This is a genomic window from Yersinia sp. 22-579, from assembly GCF_030433455.1.
In the GTDB taxonomy this organism is placed as follows: Bacteria; Pseudomonadota; Gammaproteobacteria; order Enterobacterales; family Enterobacteriaceae; genus Yersinia; species Yersinia enterocolitica.
This window is the reverse complement of record NZ_JAUJTZ010000017.1, coordinates 63628-80676: the sequence shown is the minus strand read 5'-3', so window position 1 is coordinate 80676 and position 17049 is coordinate 63628. Positions and strand designations below refer to the sequence as shown.

Here is a 17049-nt window from a genome sequence, read left to right as displayed (position 1 = left end):
CCCGATTAAATGTCCAGAACTTGCGGTTGCTGTGCCGCATGATTGTGCTCAGTACCTGCATAAACTTTAAGTTTACGATACATTGCACGGCCCAGCGGACCCTTCGGCAGCATGCCTTTAACCGCGATTTCAATCACACGCTCAGGACTGCGGGCAATCATCTCTTCAAAGGTCGCTTGTTTGATACCACCGATGTGACCGGTGTGACGGTAATAAATCTTGTCTGTACGCTTGTTACCGGTTACGGCAACTTTTTCTGCGTTCAGAACGATGATGTAATCACCAGTATCGACGTGCGGGGTGTATTCCGCTTTATGCTTGCCGCGTAAGCGACTAGCCAGTTCAGTAGCGAGGCGACCCAAGGTCTTATCCGTCGCGTCAACAACATACCAGTCGCGTTTTACAGTTTCTGGTTTAGCTGTGAAAGTTTTCATTATAAAAGCTTACCCAATTAATAAGTTACACGTTGGTGAACACCCAAACGTTCAAAAACAGTTGAGGCTCACACGACCATCAGTCCAGCAAACCTACCCCTTCGAATAGCCAATGCTGGCACTATACAAAGTTCTGGGAAAAAAACTTTGTTGTAACGTGGGGTCGCAAGATTATAGAGAAGTCGACGTCAAAGATCGAACTGTTTTTGGCAAGAAAGGTATAAATTAAACATGTTAAGTTAGGGCGAAGAACAATCGCCCACCACAGAATAGCATTTTAGTGGGTTAAAAGTGAATAACTGCGGCGCAGATAGCTTTACCACAAGTGAGGTTACGGCAAATGCGGTAAAGAGAGGTATTCCTCACTTTGCATCTCTTGTAGCCGTGATAAACAGCGCTGATATTCAAATTTAAGTCGCTCACCGCAATAAATTTCGAACATTGATGCTTCCGCTGCAATGATCAATTTCACCCGCCGCTCATAAAACTCATCAACTAATGCCAAAAAACGTCGAGCGGTATTTTCATCTTGCGTCGCCATTTTGTGGACATTATGCAGCAATACGGTGTGATAAAGCTTAGACAATGCGATGTAATCAAGTTGGCTGCGCGCCTCTTCACACAATGTGTGAAAGTCCACTGCCAACACGCCTTGCGCCGAGCAGATGGCAAGCAAAGGCCGGTGATTGACCTCTAGAACAGGTGCTTTTTCGCCCTCTTTCTCTTTACCCGCAAGACCTGCAAGTTTGACGAAAATCTCCTCCATAGCCCGCTCGGTTTGTGGATTGAGCGGCGTCAAATACAGATTTGCCTGAGTCAATGTACGCAGACGATAGTCAATACCGGCATCGACATTCATCACATCACAATATTGTTTAATCAGTTCGATGGCAGGTATAAAACGCGCTCGTTGTAAACCGTTGCGATACAAGTCATCCGGCGGAATATTGGATGTGGCAACCAGAGTGATGCCGCGCGCAAACAGTGCTTCCAGCAATGTTGCCAGCAGCATGGCATCAGTAATATCCGAAACAAAGAATTCATCAAAGCACAGCACATCAGTCTGCGCTTTGAAGCCATCAGCAATAATTTCTAACGGATTTTCATGACCTTGCAATGTGGTTAGTTCTTGATGCACTCGCAACATAAAACGGTGAAAATGCAGACGTAGCTTACGATCACCCGGCAAACTGTGGAAAAACATATCCATCAGCCAGGTTTTGCCCCGCCCGACGCCGCCCCACATGTACAAGCCCTGAGCCGGGCGTATTGACGTCTTGGACACGCTGCGGCCCAGTAAACGCCCCAAACGCCCGCGTATACCGTTATTAACCGCAGGGGCACTGTGGTGTTGATTCAGTTCCCGATATAGGGTGTCCAACCGTGCTACGGTGCGCCGTTGGACGTCGTCTGGTTGGTAGTCGCCGGCATCAATTGCCTGCTGGTAAAGTGCTATAGGTGAACTCGGTTGCATGTTTATCAATAATCCCTGATAAAATAATTATCTACTTTTTACGGTACTTTCTTGCTGATTTATCGGGCAATCGCAGCATTTACCGACTCGGTCACTGCGGAAAAAACCTGATAACCATAGGCAAAGTTGCATCAGGATTCCACTCAGACAAGGTTAACGGTTATAGTGGGTATTATTAAGTGAAAAAGCCCTGCTGAACAATGAAGTCAAAAAAGGAGTCATCATGACCTGGGAGTATGCGCTTATTGGGTTGGTTGTTGGTATTGTGATTGGCGCGGTGGCTATGCGCTTTGGCAACCGTAAATTGCGTCAGCAGCAAGTGCTGCAAAATGAGCTGGAGAAGAGCAAAACAGATCTGGAAGAATACCGTCAGGAACTGGTTGGGCATTTTGCCCGCAGTGCCGAATTGCTTGATAACATGGCTCGCGACTATCGCCAGCTTTATCAGCATATGGCGAAAAGCTCCAATAACTTATTGCCGGACTTGCCAATGCAAGATAATCCGTTCCGCTACCGTCTGACAGAATCTGAAGCTGATAATGATCAGGCACCGGTCAAAATGCCACCTCGCGATTACTCCGAAGGGGCATCAGGCTTACTACGTCCGGAACATCAGACCCGAGACTAAGTACTGACATTAAGCTGATTACGACATATCAAGCTGACTACAGCACTCACCGCTGTAGTCAGCACATTTACACTTCTATACTTACCTCTTCTTGAATTGCTTTATCCTAACCCCTATATCAAGTGACATCTTAGGGTGCTTATTTTTAGAACAGCAGTAGCCTTTTGAAATAAGTGAATTTTTTAGCTAATTCAGAGTCTGAATTTACAACGGGCCTGTAGCAGCCATCACCCCTATTCATTCACCGTTAGGTATTGAGAGAGTTTAAATCAATGAAGAAAAAGTCATTATTTCTTAGTGCGTTGGCAATGAGTGTCGGCTTAGGTCTCGCATCTGTTCCTATGGTGAACGCAGCAGCTCTTCCTGCAGCCGTCGCAGGGCAATCAGTCCCAAGCCTGGCCCCTATGTTAGAAAAGGTGTTGCCAGCGGTCGTCAGCGTTCACGTCTCTGGCACTCAGGCACAGCAGCAGCGCTTGCCAGAAGAGTTCAAATTCTTTTTTGGCCCCAATGCGCCAACCGGCAAAGAGAGCAATCGCCCATTTGAAGGCTTAGGATCTGGTGTCATCATTAACGCGGAAAAAGGTTATATCTTAACCAATAACCACGTTATCAATAACGCAGATAAAATTCGTGTTCAGCTCAATGATGGCCGTGAATATGATGCCAAACTGCTGGGCCGTGACGAACAAACTGATATCGCTTTATTACAACTAACCGATGCCAAGAATCTGACCGCCATTAAAATCGCAGATTCTGACAACCTGCGAGTCGGTGACTTTGCAGTCGCCGTGGGCAACCCATTTGGTCTGGGGCAAACTGCGACCTCGGGTATTATTTCCGCACTGGGCCGCAGTGGTTTGAATCTGGAAGGGTTAGAAAACTTTATTCAGACTGATGCCTCTATCAACCGCGGTAACTCGGGCGGTGCGCTGGTTAACCTAAACGGCGAATTGATTGGGATTAACACCGCCATTTTGGCTCCAGGCGGCGGTAACATTGGTATCGGTTTCGCGATCCCAAGCAACATGGCGCAAAACCTCAGCCAGCAGCTGATTGAGTTTGGCGAAGTGAAGCGCGGCCTTCTGGGTATTCGTGGTAGTGAAATGACCGCTGACATGGCAAAAGCCTTTAACATTGATGCTCAGCGCGGTGCTTTTGTCAGTGAAGTCATGCCAAAATCCGCAGCGTCTAAAGCGGGCATAAAAGCGGGCGACGTGTTGGTTTCTGTAGACGGCAAACCTATCAGCAGTTTTGCTGAGTTACGCGCCAAAGTGGGTACCACCGGGCCGGGTAAAGCCATTAAAGTGGGCTTACTGCGCGAGGGTAAACCACTGGAAGTCACCGTCACACTGGAGAACAGCAGCCCAACATCGACCAGTGCTGATACCTTATCACCATCGTTGCAGGGTGCATCGCTGAGCAATGGTGAAATCAAAGGTGGCAGCAAGGGGGTTAAAGTTGAAAACGTGACGAAAGGTTCTCCAGCAGCACAGTCTGGTTTGCAGAAAGACGATGTGATAATTGCTGTAAACCGTGTGCGAGTTAAGGATATCGCTGAGTTACGTAAAGCTATCGAAGCCAAACCAGCTGTTATTGCACTGAATATTGTGCGCGGTGAAGAGAATATTTATCTATTAATCCGCTAATTTGCAGAAAAATCGGACACAGCACAATGCTGTGTCCGTCAAACTCATGCTATTCTCCGGTTACCTATTCATTTATGCCTTAAAATTCATGTTTCTTAAGCTATTGCGTTCTATTATTTTGGGGCTAATTGTTGCCGGTATCTTGCTGGTCGCAATGCCTATGCTCCGTAGTCCGGGTCACTTTTTTTCCGGCAATGGTGATAGCGTAGATGAAGAGGTTCCTGCCAGTTATAACCAGGCAGTACGTAGAGCTGCACCTGCCGTTGTTAATGTTTATAACCGTAGCCTAAGCCCCACTCAGGATGGATTAGCCATTCGCACTCTAGGTTCTGGCGTCATCATGAGTGACAAGGGTTATATCCTTACCAATAAACACGTTATCAATAATGCTGAACAAATCATTGTCGCATTACAAAATGGCCGTATATCTGAAGCATTGCTGGTCGGTTCAGATAATTTGACTGATTTAGCCGTTTTGAAAATTGATGCCGTAAACCTGCCCGTGATTCCCATTAATATTAATCGTGCGCCACACATTGGTGACGTCGTGCTGGCAATCGGTAACCCCTATAATCTCGGTCAAACCGTCACACAAGGGATTATCAGTGCCACTGGGCGCATTGGTTTAAGCGATTCTGGGCGGCAAAACTTCCTTCAGACAGATGCCTCAATCAACCAGGGTAACTCCGGTGGGGCGTTGGTCAATACGCTGGGTGAATTGATGGGGATTAACACGCTGTCCTTTGATAAAAGCAGCAATGGCGAAACCCCAGAAGGGATTGGCTTTGCCATCCCGACAGCGCTCGCAACCAAAGTGATGGAAAAACTCATTCGTGATGGACGAGTTATTCGTGGCTATATTGGGATTACTGGCGAAGAATATCCGCCATTCAATGCCAGTGGCAATAGCGGCGAGCGAATCCACGGCATTAAAGTGAACAAGATATCGCCAAGTGGCCCGGCGGCTAATGCCAACTTACAAGTGGGCGATATTATTCTTAGCGTAAATAATAAACCTGCAACATCCGTGATAGAAACAATGGATCAGGTGGCAGAGATTCGCCCTGGAACCACCATTCCGGTTTTATTATTACGCAATGGCCAACAAATCACGGCACAAATCACCATCACCGAATTGGATCAAAACGAAGTTCTTAGCCAGCAACCTGCGCCATAAGTTCTGTTATGTATGGCTAAAAAAATGCCAGCTCGATATCATCGGCTGGCATTTTTTATGACGCGGTCAGCAAAGGCTTATTCGCCTTTTACCCGTTCGATTTTAGCGCCTAACGCACGCAATTTATCTTCGATACCTTCATAACCACGGTCGATATGATAAATACGGTCAACAATCGTTACCCCGTCAGCAATACAACCCGCTAGAACTAAACTAGCAGAAGCACGCAAATCGGTTGCCATGACCTGAGCACCAGATAGTTGCTCAACACCATAGCAAATCACAGTATTGCTCTCGATTTCTGCATGTGCGCCCATACGAATCAGTTCTGGCACATGCATAAAACGGTTTTCGAAAATCGTTTCGGTGATGACACCCGTCCCTTCAGCCACTAAATTCAATAAGCTGAACTGCGCCTGCATATCGGTTGGGAAACCTGGGTGCGGAGCCGTTCGCAAAGTAACCGCTTTAGGGCGTTTGCCATGCATATCCAGGCTTATCCAGTCGTCGCCGACTTCAATATCAGCACCTGCTTCGCGCAGTTTAGCCAATACGGCATCCAGCGTATCAGGGCGAGTCTGACGACAAACCACTTTGCCGCCAGAGATAGCAGCCGCAACCAGGAAAGTCCCGGTTTCAATACGGTCTGGCAGCACTCGATACACACCGCCACCCAAGCGAGCAACGCCTTCGATGGTAATGCGGTCGGTACCTGCACCAGTGATTTTAGCGCCCAGCGTATTCAAGAAATTCGCTGTATCGACAATTTCTGGCTCGCGAGCAGCGTTTTCAATGACAGTGGTGCCTTCCGCCAAGGTTGCCGCGCTCATAATGGTCACGGTTGCGCCAACGCTGACTTTATCCATGACGATATGTGCTGCTTTCAGACGACCATTGACGGAGGCTTTAACGTAACCTTCTTCCAGCTTGATTTCAGCGCTCAGCTGTTCCAAACCGGTGATATGCAAATCGACCGGACGCGCACCGATAGCACAACCGCCCGGTAATGAGACTTGCCCTTTACCAAAGCGCGCAACCAGTGGCCCCAATGCCCAAATAGAAGCACGCATGGTCTTAACCAAATCGTACGGTGCGCAGAACTCGTCCACACCACTAGCATCAACAAAAACAGAGCCGGAAGCAGCATCACGCTCAATTTTAACGCCTAATTGGCTCAGCAACTTAATGGTGGTATCAATGTCTTTTAGCTTTGGGACATTTTGCAACTCGACCGGGTCTTCCGCCAATAACGCAGCAAACAATATCGGTAATGCCGCGTTTTTCGCTCCGGAAATGGTGACTTCACCGCTTAGGCGAGTCCGCCCCTGCACACGAAACTTATCCATTGTGACCACTCTTTGTTGTCAAAATATTGGTTGTTGTCAAAATACTGATCAGCAAATTCGAATTCACTGCCCGCTTAAGAAACTGCCGGCCAGACTGTAGGCAGTTTTGAAGCCAGTAGCATTAAAAGCCGTTTAGTTTGCGATCCCGCTGCCACTCTTGTGGCGTATAAGCCTTAATCGATAAGGCATGAATACGGTTATCAGCGATATATTCCATCAAAGGCGCATACACAGCCTGCTGTTTTTTCACCCGGCTCATATCGGCAAATAACTCACCCACAGCAATCACCTGAAAGTGGCTGCCGTCACCGGTAACATGTGCTTCTTGTAATGCCAATGCTCGCATCAGCACGTCTTTAATTTCGTTAGTATCCATAAGATTCATTCTATTTTATAAGGAGCATAGCCAGCTCAACATATTAGTGGAATACGGCTTTCTCTGAAACTAAAGAAAAGCCCCTGTTTTGCTATTGCACACAGAGGCTTGAAAACTTTAGTTATTTGCTTTGGGAGTAAACGACACAAAATAGCGCTAACTTAATGCCACTTGCTATGCGTTGTTTGCTTCTACTGGGCTAACTGTTTCTACTGGAATAACTGTTTCTACCGGGATGACGTCACGCAGATTGTACAGTTCAATCAAGGTAGATAGCCGATCACTGACACCGATAATCGCCAGGGAGCCCCCTTGTTTGCTGCGCAGTTCACGAAAGTGAACCAGCAGAGCCAGACCAGATGAGTCAACACGCCGTAATTGGCTCACATCAATGCGCGACTTATCGGCCAACAGTACTTCACGCTGTTGCCACAGAGGTAACAGCGTTTCGCGATCCAATTCACCTTGCAGTACCAGCGTTTCCTGCTGCGACTGCCAATTCAGCTCATCTGCCATAATCACTGCTTATCCAGCGTTATTGGCTGTTTCGCGGCAATCAGCAATTGTTGAGTCAAACCATCCACACCTTTCTGACGCAAGATAGAAGCCCACTCATTTTGCTTGGTGCTGATCATGCTAACCCCTTCGGCTATCATGTCATACGCCTGCCAGTGGCCAGTTTGGCTATTTTTACGCCACTGGAAATCTAAACGCACTGGCGGACGGCCATTAGGATCAAGGATGGTTACGCGAATGGCAACGATATTGGCATCACCCAGCGGTTGGTCTGGTGCCACATCGTAAGTTTGGCCGTGATATAACGCCAAGGCCTGGCCATATGCCTGTTCCAGATATTGGCTGAATGCATTGAAATACGCCTCGCGCTGTGCAGGCGTAGCGGCTTTGTAATAGCTGCCCAGCACTAATGCACCGGCATATTTAATCTGAACGAATGGCAATAACTCTTCACGAACGATGGTGCGCAAATAGTCTGGATTCTGTTTAATTTTCGCTTGTTCAGTTTTCAGGCGCGTGAAGGTTCTTTGCGCGGCTTCATCCATCAGACGGTATGGGTTGGTCTGATCGACAGCATTCGCCAGTGGCGCGACCACCAACAATGCGACCATAAGTAAACGTTTAAACATTCAGATACCCTCTTAAGGATGTTGGGTTGCAGGTAAGCCGCCATTTGCTGCCGCAGGTGCTGCTGCTGGCTCACTGGCTGGCGTACCAGAATTACCATCACCGCCACTCTTGTACAAGAACTGGCCGATAAGGTCTTCCAGAACCAATGCAGATTTGGTGTCTTGAATAACGCCACCATCTTTCAAAATACCGGTACCCATATCGGGGTCTTCAAAGCCGACATTGAGTGCCAAGAACTGTTCACCCAATAAACCTGAAGTGCGTACCGCCAGGGAGCTGGTGTCCGGGATATGGTTATAGCGCTGCTGGATATCCATCGCCACACGTGGGCTGTAATTTTTGGTATCCAGTGTTATCTCAGCGACCCGCCCCACCACAACACCACCAATTTTGACTGGGGAATTGTTTTTCAGGCCACCAATATTGTCAAAATTGGCATAAATCCGGTAAGTCGGCTGATTGCCCACTGCTTTGATATCGGCCACTTTTAAGCAGAGGAACACGACCGCCAGAATAGCAATCAGTATAAACGCCCCTACCCAGACTTCACTTTTCTTCGTTTGCATCGACTCAGTTCCCAAACATCAGTGCTGTCAGCACAAAATCTAATCCCAATACTGCCAGTGACGAATGCACCACAGTACGGGTCGTTGCCCGGCTAATCCCTTCAGATGTTGGGACAGCATCATAACCGTTGAATAGCGCAATCCACGTCACGGTAATAGCAAATACCAGGCTTTTAATCAGGCAATTCAGTAAATCTGTACGCCACTCAACGGCATTTTGCATCGCTGACCAGAAGAAACCGCCGTCAATCCCCTTCCAGTCGACACCGACTACAGAGCCGCCCCAGATGCCTACAGCGACAAAGATAGCGGTCAATAATGGCATGCTGATAAGCCCCGCCCAGAACCGGGGAGCAACCACCCGCCGCAGAGGGTCAATCGCCATCATTTCCAGGCTGGAAATCTGCTCTGTGGCTTTCATCAGACCAATTTCTGCCGTCAGGGCTGAACCGGCGCGGCCAGCAAAGAGCAATGCCGTCACTACTGGCCCCAACTCTCGCAGTAATGATAAAGAAACCATCATCCCGAGGCTGGCTTCCGCACTGTAGGTGGTGAGGATCAAAAAGCCCTGCAAGCCCAAAACCATACCGATAAACAGACCGGAAACCACAATAATCAGTAAGGATTGCACCCCAACGCTATATAGCTGTTTGACCAATAATGGCCACTGTTTTCGTGGTTCAGGCCGGCCAACCAGTGCACTAAATAGCATTAAACCTGCGCGACCAAAGGATGCACAGACATTAATGCCCCGGCGACCTAAAGACGCCAAAGCCTGTACTAACATGAATACTCCATCAGCCTAACAGCTCAGTTTTATAATCACCCGCCGGGAAACGGAACGGCACCGGCCCGTCGGCAATACCATCAAGGAACTGACGCACCCGCATATCGTCATTGGCTTGTAGCTGCTCGGGTGTTCCTTCAGCAATCACATGCTGATCTGCCACAATATAAGCATAATCAGCAATGCTCAGCACTTCCGGTACATCGTGGGAAACCACCACACAAGTGACTCCCAATGCATGATTCAGCTCATCAATCAGTTTTACCAGTACGCCCATGGTAATAGGGTCCTGACCGACAAAAGGCTCATCAAACATAATCAATTCTGGATCAAGGGCAATTGCCCGCGCCAACGCAGCACGGCGAGCCATACCGCCTGAAAGCTCAGCTGGCATTAAGTTAGCCGCACCACGCAACCCCACGGCTTCTAACTTCATCATCACCGTGCTATGCAGCAACTCTTCAGGTAAATGGCTATGCTCCCGTAATGGGAAAGCCACATTCTCAAATACTGTTAAATCGGTGAATAACGCCCCCGATTGAAACAACATGCTCATTTTCTTGCGCACATCATACAAACGCTGACGAGAAAGCGCCGGAATATTATCGCCATCGAACCAGATTTCACCGGTATCTGGCGCAAGTTGCCCGCCAATCAGGCGCAGCAGCGTGGTTTTACCAATTCCCGAAGGCCCCATAATCGCCGTGACTTTGCCGCGCGGGACCGTCATGTTGATATCGGCGAATATCGGACGCTCACCACGGGTAAAACTCATCCCGCGGATCTCTATCAAATTCGACGCCAGTTGGTTCATTATCATTCGTCCCTTAGGCCTTTTATGACTCATCTAGCGCCAATGTTACAGCAAATGGCGCTAACGAGCGCAATTGAGAAGTATTCTGACAATTTATTAACGCTTTTTCGTAGCCAAAGTTGCCATAAGTTTTACTTTTCTGGCTCTCACAGTCAAAATTAGGGGGTAACCTCAAATAGCGTGAAGCGCTTTTAGCGATGTTGACCAGTGAGCTATCTGTTCCCCTGTCGACTATCGGTTACCAATAGCCAGTTTATGCCAACGGATCGGGATTATACCCAATAAAGGACTCTGCATGTTTCTTGCGATAACACTATTAATCATTGGCTTGGTGCTATTAGTGTACGGTGCTGACCGATTAGTTTATGGCGCAGCGGTGTTAGCCCGTTCTTTCGGTATCCCGCCACTCATTATCGGGATAACCATTGTCGGTATTGGCACCTCGCTGCCGGAACTGATTGTGTCCGTCACTGCGGCGCTGAATAACCAAACGGATATAGCTGTTGGCAATGTGCTGGGTTCTAATATTACCAATCTTTTGCTGATTGTGGGTGGTGCCGCTCTGATACGCCCACTGACAGTGCGCTCAGAGATTTTACGTCGCGAGTTACCCTTGATGTTGGTCGTGACGGTATTGTGTGGTTTCTTGCTAGCAGATAACCATCTTAGCCGTGGCGATGGCGTTATTTTGCTCTTGGCCGCCGCCGCGTTTATTGTCCTGATGCTAAAAATTGCCCGTCTGGCACATTCGCAAGGAAATGATATTTTCACTCGCGAACAATTAGCGGAGTTGCCGCAAGACAGCAGTAATACCGTTGCATTATTGTGGCTGGTGCTGGCCTTCATTATTTTGCCGCTGTCAGCCAAAATGATTATCGACAATGCCACTGTTATCGCCAGAGTCGCAGGAGTCAGCGAGTTGGTCATCGGGCTGACTGTCATTGCTATTGGTACCAGTTTACCTGAATTGGCGACGTTCATCGCGGGTGCATTGAAAGGTGAAGATGATATGGCGGTTGGTAATATCATCGGCTCAAATATTTTTAATATCGTTATTGTATTAGGCGTTCCCGCATTACTGTCCCCTGGTGATATCAACCCCGAAGCATTCCAGCGAGATTATTGGGTCATGCTCGGTGTCAGTGTGATATTCACTGTACTTTGTCTGGGGCGTAAACATCGCATCGGCCATATGGCGGGCGCTCTGTTATTATGTGGGTTTATTGCCTACCTGGCGGTGCTACTTTTTGCTCCCTTTAGTGCCGCATAACATAAACAATGCCGCATACAGGAACCCAGTATGTCTTCTTCTGATTTACAGCCGAGTATGGATTTACAGCCAAGGGTAGATTTCCAACAGGCGGGTAAACAAGTTCTACAGATTGAGCGCGAAGGGCTGGCACAGCTTGATCAATATATTAACGATGATTTTGCCCAAGCTTGCGAGGCAATATTTAACTGCCACGGCAAAGTTGTCGTTATGGGGATGGGTAAATCTGGCCATATCGGATGCAAGATTGCCGCGACTTTCGCCAGCACCGGCACTCCGTCATTCTTTGTTCATCCCGGCGAGGCCAGTCATGGCGACTTGGGGATGATCACGCCGCAAGATATTGTATTAGCCATCTCCAACTCGGGTGAGTCCAACGAGATTCTGGCTTTGATTCCCGTACTTAAGCGCCAGAAAATTCAGCTTATTTGCATGAGCAACAATCCTGAAAGCACTATGGGTAAAGCGGCTGATATTCACTTATGTATCAAAGTGCCGCAAGAAGCCTGCCCGCTGGGATTAGCACCGACCACCAGTACCACGGCGACATTAGTGATGGGTGATGCGCTCGCCGTGGCCTTGCTACAGGCACGAGGTTTTACGCAAGAAGACTTTGCGCTCTCCCACCCGGGTGGCGCACTGGGGCGCAAGTTGTTATTACGAATCAGCGATATCATGCATACCGGAGCCGACATTCCTCACGTCAGCCCTGATGCCTCATTACGCGACGCATTACTGGAAATTACTCGGAAAAATCTGGGTTTAACCGTAATCTGTGACGACTTAATGATGATTAAAGGTATCTTTACTGACGGTGATTTGCGCCGGGTATTTGATATGGGCATTGATTTGAATAATGCGAAAATCGCCGATGTGATGACCAGCGGTGGCATTCGAGTTCGTCCCACCATGTTGGCGGTGGATGCACTCAACCTAATGGAGTCACGTCATATTACTGCGGTGCTAGTCGCCGATGGTGATCAATTGCTGGGTGTGGTGCATATGCACGACATGCTGAGAGCCGGTGTCGTTTAATAAAAGGTAAATTATGAGTAGCATTGTATATCTGGACACATGCTATGGCCCGGTGGCTAGCAGCGTTATGGAACGTGCAGCCAACATTCGCTTATTGATCTGTGATGTTGATGGCGTCATGTCAGATGGCCTGATTTACATGGGCAATCAGGGTGAAGAGTTGAAAGCTTTCAATGTGCGGGATGGCTATGGTATTCGCTGCCTGATAACCTCCGGTATCGAAGTGGCTATTATTACTGGCCGTAATGCCAAATTGCTGGAAGACCGTGCCAACACTTTAGGTATTACCCACCTTTATCAAGGGCAATCTGATAAGCTGGTCGGCTATAACGAGTTATTAGTCGCCTTAAAATGTCTGCCTGAGCAAGTTGCTTATATTGGCGATGACCTGATTGATTGGCCGGTGATGGCAAAAGTCGGTTTATCTGTCGCGGTGGCGGATGCCCATCCATTGCTCATTCCCAAGGCGCATTATGTTACACGCATCAATGGCGGCCGCGGTGCAGTACGCGAGTTATGTGATTTGATATTATTGGCCCAAGGTAAACTCGAAGGTGCCAAAGGATTGTCGATATGAGTAAAACAAGACTATGGATAACCTTATCCTTAGCACTGATTGCTTTAGCCCTGATTGGCTGGAATATTTCCGGTTTTAATCAACAAGATACACAAGCTACGATTGATGATAATGAACCCTCATCACAAAGCCAGCATACGGTGACAGTGGTTTTTAATCCGGTCGGGCAACTGAATTATAAATTGGTGGCAGAAGAGGTTCAGAACTTCAGCGCACAAGAGCTGACCTGGTTTACCAGGCCGGTGATGACGATGTTTGATGAGAATGCTGTCGCCACCTGGACAGTACGAGCAGATCGCGCCAAGCTGACCGATGATAAAATGCTTTATTTGTACGGTCATGTTGAGGTTGATAGCCTAACCCCTGACGCACAGTTACAAAAAATTAAAACTGATAACGCCCAGGTTAATTTGATCACTCAGGATGTATCCTCCGATGATGAAGTTACCCTCTTTGGTGTTGGATTTACATCTAACGGCATGAAAATGCGTGGCAATTTGCGGGATAAAACCGCCGAGCTGATTGAAAAGGTTAAAACCTCTTATGAAATCCAAAAATAAAATTCTTCATTTTTTGCTTGCCAGCTCACTTTTGGCCGCAAGCCTGCCCGCGTTAGCTTTAACTGGCGATACTGATCAGCCCGTCCTGGTCGACTCGGTCAAACAAGCATTGGATATGGGTGCCAATACCGTCACCTTTACCGACAATGTGGTTATCAAGCAGGGCACCATTGAGATTAAGGCTGATAAAGTCGTGGTGACCCGCCCTGGCGGCGATCAGAGCAAAATGGTCATCGAAGGTTTTGGTAATCCAGTGACTTTCTATCAGATGCAAGATAGCGGCAAACCGGTTAAAGGCCACGGCCAGAAACTGCGTTACGAAGTCGCTAATGATTTTGTCGTCTTGACCGGTAATGCCTATCTGGAGCAGCTTGATAGTAATATCAAAGGTGATCGCATCACGTATCTGGTGAAAAAACAGCAGATGGAAGCCTTCAGTGATAAAGGTAAACGTGTTACCACCGTGCTATTACCATCTCAATTACAAGATAAAGGGCCAGCAGCTTCAGGCCAAAAGAAGAGTAACTAATCATTTATGGCAACATTAATCGCAGAAAAACTGGCTAAGGCGTATAAAGGCCGTAAAGTGGTCGAAGACGTTAGCCTGAAAGTGAAATCCGGTGAAATTGTCGGTTTACTTGGGCCGAACGGTGCGGGTAAAACCACCACTTTTTATATGGTCGTCGGCATTGTCCAGCGTGATGCCGGGCGCATTGTGATTGATGACGAAGATATCAGCCTCTTGCCGTTGCATGAACGCGCCCTGCGCGGGATTGGCTATTTGCCGCAAGAAGCCTCTATCTTCCGCCGTCTGAGTGTCTTTAACAATTTGATGGCGGTGCTGGAAATCCGGAAAGACCTCTCATCTGAGCAACGTCAGGAGCGAGCTGATGAGTTAATGGAAGAGTTCCATATTACTCATTTACGTGACAGTCTGGGTCAATCGCTTTCCGGCGGTGAACGCCGCCGTGTCGAAATCGCCCGTGCGCTGGCTGCCAATCCCAAATTTATTCTGCTGGATGAGCCGTTTGCCGGGGTTGATCCGATTTCTGTTATTGATATCAAAAAGATAATTGAGCATCTGCGCGACAGCGGCCTCGGTGTACTGATTACCGACCATAATGTGCGTGAGACGCTAGACGTTTGTGAGCGGGCTTATATTGTAAGCCAAGGGCATTTAATCGCTCACGGCACACCTCAGGAAATTCTGGCTGACGAACAAGTTAAACGTGTTTATCTGGGCGAAGAATTCCGTCTTTAATCCAATACCAGACACTGTTAATGATTTTGTTAGCCATCAGGAAAATTGATACCGCATTATGAAGCAAGGTTTGCAACTCAAGTTCAGCCAACAACTGGCAATGACTCCGCAGCTACAGCAGGCTATTCGCCTGTTGCAGCTTTCTACGCTAGAACTCCAGCAGGAGATTCAGTTAGCGCTGGAGAGCAACCCCCTGCTTGAGCAAACTGATCTTCATGAAGAGATAGATGCAAAAGAAACAATAGACAGTGAATCGCTTGATACCCGCGAAGCACTGGAACAGAAAGATATGCCGGAAGAGTTGCCACTGGATGCTACCTGGGATGAGATTTACACCGCAGGCACGCCGTCGGGTATGGGTAATGATTACAGCGACGACGAACTGCCGGTCTATCAGGGGGAAACCACTCAAACGCTGCAAGACTATTTAATGTGGCAAGTAGACTTGACCCCGTTCTCAGAAACTGATGCCGCCATTGCAACATCGATCGTCGATGCGGTTGATGAAACCGGTTATCTCACTGTGCCACTGGAAGACATTCTGGAAAGCATGGGGGATGAAAACGTCGCATTGGACGAAGTTGAAGCTGTGCTCAAGCGGATACAACACTTTGATCCTATTGGTGTAGCTGCGCGTAACCTGCGCGAGTGCCTATTGGTACAGCTATCGCAATATGACAAAAACACCCCCTATCTCGCTGAAGCACGCCTGGTCATTAGCGAATATCTGGATTTGCTAGGCAACCATGATTTCCGTACGATGATTCGTTTAAGTCGGCTAAAAGAAGATACACTTAAAGAAGCCATTGCCCTGATTCAGTCACTGGATCCGCGCCCTGGTCAGTCTATCAATACCGGGGAATCTGAGTATGTGATTCCAGATGTTCTGGTACGTAAAGACAAAGGGCACTGGACGGTCGAGCTTAATGCCGATAGCATTCCACGCCTGAAAATCAACCAGCAGTACGCAGCGATGGGCAGCAATACCCGTAATGACAGTGACGGGCAGTTCATTCGTAGCAATTTGCAAGAAGCAAAATGGTTGATAAAAAGCCTTGAGAGCCGTAATGAAACGCTATTGAAAGTGGCGCGTTGCATTGTAGAGCAGCAGGTGGCTTTTTTTGAGAATGGGCCTGAATTTATGAAACCCATGGTGCTGGCAGACATTGCCCAAGCCGTGGATATGCATGAGTCGACAATTTCCCGTGTGACCACGCAGAAGTTCCTGCACAGTCCTCGAGGCATTTTCGAACTGAAATATTTCTTCTCCAGTCACGTCAATACAGATAGCGGAGGCGAAGCTTCTTCTACTGCGATTCGTGCACTGGTGAAAAAATTGGTTGCGGCAGAAAATCCTGCCAAACCACTTAGTGACAGTAAACTGACCACACTATTATGTGAACAAGGCATTATGGTGGCTCGGCGAACCGTCGCGAAGTATCGAGAGTCGTTATCCATCCCGCCGTCAAACCAGCGTAAACAGTTGGTTTGACCTGAACTGAGAAGGAAGACACTATGCAACTCAATATTACCGGACATCATGTCGAAATAACCGACGCATTACGCGAGTTTGTTACCACTAAATTTGCCAAACTTGAGCAATATTTTGATCGAATTAACCAAGTGTATGTGGTTTTAAGTGTCGAAAAAGTAAAACAAATTGCAGAAGCCACGGTACATGTGAATGGAGGCGAGTTGCACGCAAGTTCAGAGCAGGAAGATATGTACGCCGCAATTGATATTTTGGTTGATAAACTGGCCCGCCAGTTGAACAAACACAAAGATAAATTGAAACAACATTAGGAGCCTTGTTGCTGTTATATACCCTAGATAATTCGAGTTGCATGAAGGCGGCAACTGAGCGAATCCTCAGGAGCTTACACCAGTAAGTGACTGAGGTGAACGAGGGCAGTCAACGCACATGCGGCTTGAAGTATGACGGGTAGACAGCA

Annotated in this window: 20 protein-coding genes; 11 read left to right on the top strand and 9 right to left on the bottom strand. The window is 47.9% G+C overall.

Annotation, left to right across the window (positions count from 1 at the left end; all coding sequences use genetic code 11):
• Positions 1 to 5: 5 nt before the first annotated feature.
• Together rplM and zapE are read right to left on the bottom strand one after the other, a co-directional pair.
• Complete coding sequence (gene rplM, locus QSV56_RS18580; protein WP_004392012.1) at positions 6 to 434, bottom strand: 50S ribosomal protein L13; 429 nt, start codon at positions 432 to 434, stop codon at positions 6 to 8.
• Between the two features lie 331 nt (positions 435 to 765).
• A complete protein-coding gene (zapE, locus tag QSV56_RS18575) occupies positions 766 to 1908 on the bottom strand; it encodes a cell division protein ZapE (protein ID WP_046050177.1) in 1143 nt (380 codons plus the stop codon).
• 223 nt (positions 1909 to 2131) lie between these two features.
• Between zapE and zapG the strand changes: the two genes are divergently transcribed.
• From zapG to degS, 3 genes are all read left to right on the top strand, one after another.
• A complete protein-coding gene (gene zapG, locus QSV56_RS18570; protein WP_005162428.1) occupies positions 2132 to 2536 on the top strand; it encodes a Z-ring associated protein ZapG in 405 nt (134 codons plus the stop codon).
• 272 nt (positions 2537 to 2808) lie between these two features.
• On the top strand, positions 2809 to 4182 hold the full coding sequence (gene degQ / locus QSV56_RS18565) for a serine endoprotease DegQ (RefSeq protein ID WP_019080043.1): 1374 nt from the start codon (positions 2809 to 2811) through the stop codon (positions 4180 to 4182).
• An 88-nt stretch (positions 4183 to 4270) separates the two neighbouring features.
• A complete protein-coding gene (degS, locus tag QSV56_RS18560; RefSeq protein ID WP_005174240.1) occupies positions 4271 to 5359 on the top strand; it encodes an outer membrane-stress sensor serine endopeptidase DegS in 1089 nt (362 codons plus the stop codon).
• Between the two features lie 77 nt (positions 5360 to 5436).
• Here degS and murA read toward each other — a convergent pair whose 3' ends face one another.
• The 7 genes from murA to mlaF all read right to left on the bottom strand — a co-directional run bounded on the left by murA (position 5437) and on the right by mlaF (position 10394).
• Positions 5437 to 6705, bottom strand: coding sequence for a UDP-N-acetylglucosamine 1-carboxyvinyltransferase (gene murA, locus QSV56_RS18555; protein ID WP_005162439.1), 1269 nt, complete (start codon positions 6703 to 6705; stop codon positions 5437 to 5439).
• Between the two features lie 121 nt (positions 6706 to 6826).
• The gene (gene ibaG / locus QSV56_RS18550) at positions 6827 to 7081 is read right to left on the bottom strand and encodes a BolA family iron metabolism protein IbaG (RefSeq protein ID WP_005162441.1); all 255 of its coding nucleotides are present in this window, start codon (positions 7079 to 7081) and stop codon (positions 6827 to 6829) included.
• A 174-nt stretch (positions 7082 to 7255) separates the two neighbouring features.
• Positions 7256 to 7597, bottom strand: a complete 342-nt coding sequence (gene mlaB, locus QSV56_RS18545; protein WP_026018140.1) for a lipid asymmetry maintenance protein MlaB — start codon at positions 7595 to 7597, stop codon at positions 7256 to 7258.
• A 2-nt stretch (positions 7598 to 7599) separates the two neighbouring features.
• Positions 7600 to 8226: a phospholipid-binding protein MlaC gene (gene mlaC / locus QSV56_RS18540; protein ID WP_005162447.1), complete on the bottom strand. Its 627-nt coding sequence runs from the start codon at positions 8224 to 8226 to the stop codon at positions 7600 to 7602.
• A gap of 12 nt (positions 8227 to 8238) precedes the next feature.
• Entirely contained in the window at positions 8239 to 8793 is a 555-nt protein-coding gene (gene mlaD, locus QSV56_RS18535) for an outer membrane lipid asymmetry maintenance protein MlaD (protein WP_019082228.1), read from the bottom strand.
• Between the two features lie 4 nt (positions 8794 to 8797).
• On the bottom strand, positions 8798 to 9580 hold the full coding sequence (mlaE, locus tag QSV56_RS18530; RefSeq protein WP_046050176.1) for a lipid asymmetry maintenance ABC transporter permease subunit MlaE: 783 nt from the start codon (positions 9578 to 9580) through the stop codon (positions 8798 to 8800).
• A gap of 10 nt (positions 9581 to 9590) precedes the next feature.
• Positions 9591 to 10394: a phospholipid ABC transporter ATP-binding protein MlaF gene (gene mlaF / locus QSV56_RS18525; RefSeq protein WP_019080047.1), complete on the bottom strand. Its 804-nt coding sequence runs from the start codon at positions 10392 to 10394 to the stop codon at positions 9591 to 9593.
• Between the two features lie 295 nt (positions 10395 to 10689).
• Here mlaF and QSV56_RS18520 point away from each other — a divergent pair, with 295 nt between their 5' ends.
• Genes QSV56_RS18520 through hpf form a run of 8 tightly spaced genes read left to right on the top strand, consistent with a single transcriptional unit; the run spans position 10690 to position 16900 of the window.
• On the top strand, positions 10690 to 11664 hold the full coding sequence (locus tag QSV56_RS18520; RefSeq protein ID WP_301213238.1) for a calcium/sodium antiporter: 975 nt from the start codon (positions 10690 to 10692) through the stop codon (positions 11662 to 11664).
• A gap of 30 nt (positions 11665 to 11694) precedes the next feature.
• A complete protein-coding gene (kdsD, locus tag QSV56_RS18515) occupies positions 11695 to 12699 on the top strand; it encodes an arabinose-5-phosphate isomerase KdsD (protein ID WP_019080048.1) in 1005 nt (334 codons plus the stop codon).
• A gap of 13 nt (positions 12700 to 12712) precedes the next feature.
• Positions 12713 to 13276, top strand: coding sequence for a 3-deoxy-manno-octulosonate-8-phosphatase KdsC (gene kdsC, locus QSV56_RS18510; RefSeq protein ID WP_046050175.1), 564 nt, complete (start codon positions 12713 to 12715; stop codon positions 13274 to 13276).
• Positions 13273 to 13836: an LPS export ABC transporter periplasmic protein LptC gene (gene lptC / locus QSV56_RS18505; protein ID WP_019080050.1), complete on the top strand. Its 564-nt coding sequence runs from the start codon at positions 13273 to 13275 to the stop codon at positions 13834 to 13836. Before kdsC ends, lptC begins: the two co-directional genes overlap by 4 nt.
• A complete protein-coding gene (gene lptA, locus QSV56_RS18500) occupies positions 13820 to 14365 on the top strand; it encodes a lipopolysaccharide ABC transporter substrate-binding protein LptA (RefSeq protein ID WP_005162470.1) in 546 nt (181 codons plus the stop codon). Before lptC ends, lptA begins: the two co-directional genes overlap by 17 nt.
• A gap of 6 nt (positions 14366 to 14371) precedes the next feature.
• Complete coding sequence (lptB, locus tag QSV56_RS18495; RefSeq protein WP_004392029.1) at positions 14372 to 15097, top strand: LPS export ABC transporter ATP-binding protein; 726 nt, start codon at positions 14372 to 14374, stop codon at positions 15095 to 15097.
• A gap of 58 nt (positions 15098 to 15155) precedes the next feature.
• Positions 15156 to 16589: an RNA polymerase factor sigma-54 gene (gene rpoN / locus QSV56_RS18490; RefSeq protein WP_019080052.1), complete on the top strand. Its 1434-nt coding sequence runs from the start codon at positions 15156 to 15158 to the stop codon at positions 16587 to 16589.
• Between the two features lie 23 nt (positions 16590 to 16612).
• Positions 16613 to 16900 carry a ribosome hibernation promoting factor gene (gene hpf, locus QSV56_RS18485; protein ID WP_005162480.1) on the top strand — a complete coding sequence of 96 codons (288 nt, stop codon included), beginning with the start codon at positions 16613 to 16615 and terminating at the stop codon, positions 16898 to 16900.
• Positions 16901 to 17049 lie beyond the last annotated feature (149 nt).

What these genes read in the sequence shown, in the direction of transcription:
- rplM (WP_004392012.1), bottom strand. Translation starts at nt 434, where the DNA reads ATGAAAACTTTCACAGCTAAACCAGAAACTGTAAAACGCGACTGGTAT.
- zapE (WP_046050177.1), bottom strand. Translation starts at nt 1,908, where the DNA reads ATGCAACCGAGTTCACCTATAGCACTTTACCAGCAGGCAATTGATGCC.
- zapG (WP_005162428.1), top strand. Translation starts at nt 2,132, where the DNA reads ATGACCTGGGAGTATGCGCTTATTGGGTTGGTTGTTGGTATTGTGATT.
- degQ (WP_019080043.1), top strand. Translation starts at nt 2,809, where the DNA reads ATGAAGAAAAAGTCATTATTTCTTAGTGCGTTGGCAATGAGTGTCGGC.
- degS (WP_005174240.1), top strand. Translation starts at nt 4,271, where the DNA reads ATGTTTCTTAAGCTATTGCGTTCTATTATTTTGGGGCTAATTGTTGCC.
- murA (WP_005162439.1), bottom strand. Translation starts at nt 6,705, where the DNA reads ATGGATAAGTTTCGTGTGCAGGGGCGGACTCGCCTAAGCGGTGAAGTC.
- ibaG (WP_005162441.1), bottom strand. Translation starts at nt 7,081, where the DNA reads ATGGATACTAACGAAATTAAAGACGTGCTGATGCGAGCATTGGCATTA.
- mlaB (WP_026018140.1), bottom strand. Translation starts at nt 7,597, where the DNA reads ATGGCAGATGAGCTGAATTGGCAGTCGCAGCAGGAAACGCTGGTACTG.
- mlaC (WP_005162447.1), bottom strand. Translation starts at nt 8,226, where the DNA reads ATGTTTAAACGTTTACTTATGGTCGCATTGTTGGTGGTCGCGCCACTG.
- mlaD (WP_019082228.1), bottom strand. Translation starts at nt 8,793, where the DNA reads ATGCAAACGAAGAAAAGTGAAGTCTGGGTAGGGGCGTTTATACTGATT.
- mlaE (WP_046050176.1), bottom strand. Translation starts at nt 9,580, where the DNA reads ATGTTAGTACAGGCTTTGGCGTCTTTAGGTCGCCGGGGCATTAATGTC.
- mlaF (WP_019080047.1), bottom strand. Translation starts at nt 10,394, where the DNA reads ATGAACCAACTGGCGTCGAATTTGATAGAGATCCGCGGGATGAGTTTT.
- QSV56_RS18520 (WP_301213238.1), top strand. Translation starts at nt 10,690, where the DNA reads ATGTTTCTTGCGATAACACTATTAATCATTGGCTTGGTGCTATTAGTG.
- kdsD (WP_019080048.1), top strand. Translation starts at nt 11,695, where the DNA reads ATGTCTTCTTCTGATTTACAGCCGAGTATGGATTTACAGCCAAGGGTA.
- kdsC (WP_046050175.1), top strand. Translation starts at nt 12,713, where the DNA reads ATGAGTAGCATTGTATATCTGGACACATGCTATGGCCCGGTGGCTAGC.
- lptC (WP_019080050.1), top strand. Translation starts at nt 13,273, where the DNA reads ATGAGTAAAACAAGACTATGGATAACCTTATCCTTAGCACTGATTGCT.
- lptA (WP_005162470.1), top strand. Translation starts at nt 13,820, where the DNA reads ATGAAATCCAAAAATAAAATTCTTCATTTTTTGCTTGCCAGCTCACTT.
- lptB (WP_004392029.1), top strand. Translation starts at nt 14,372, where the DNA reads ATGGCAACATTAATCGCAGAAAAACTGGCTAAGGCGTATAAAGGCCGT.
- rpoN (WP_019080052.1), top strand. Translation starts at nt 15,156, where the DNA reads ATGAAGCAAGGTTTGCAACTCAAGTTCAGCCAACAACTGGCAATGACT.
- hpf (WP_005162480.1), top strand. Translation starts at nt 16,613, where the DNA reads ATGCAACTCAATATTACCGGACATCATGTCGAAATAACCGACGCATTA.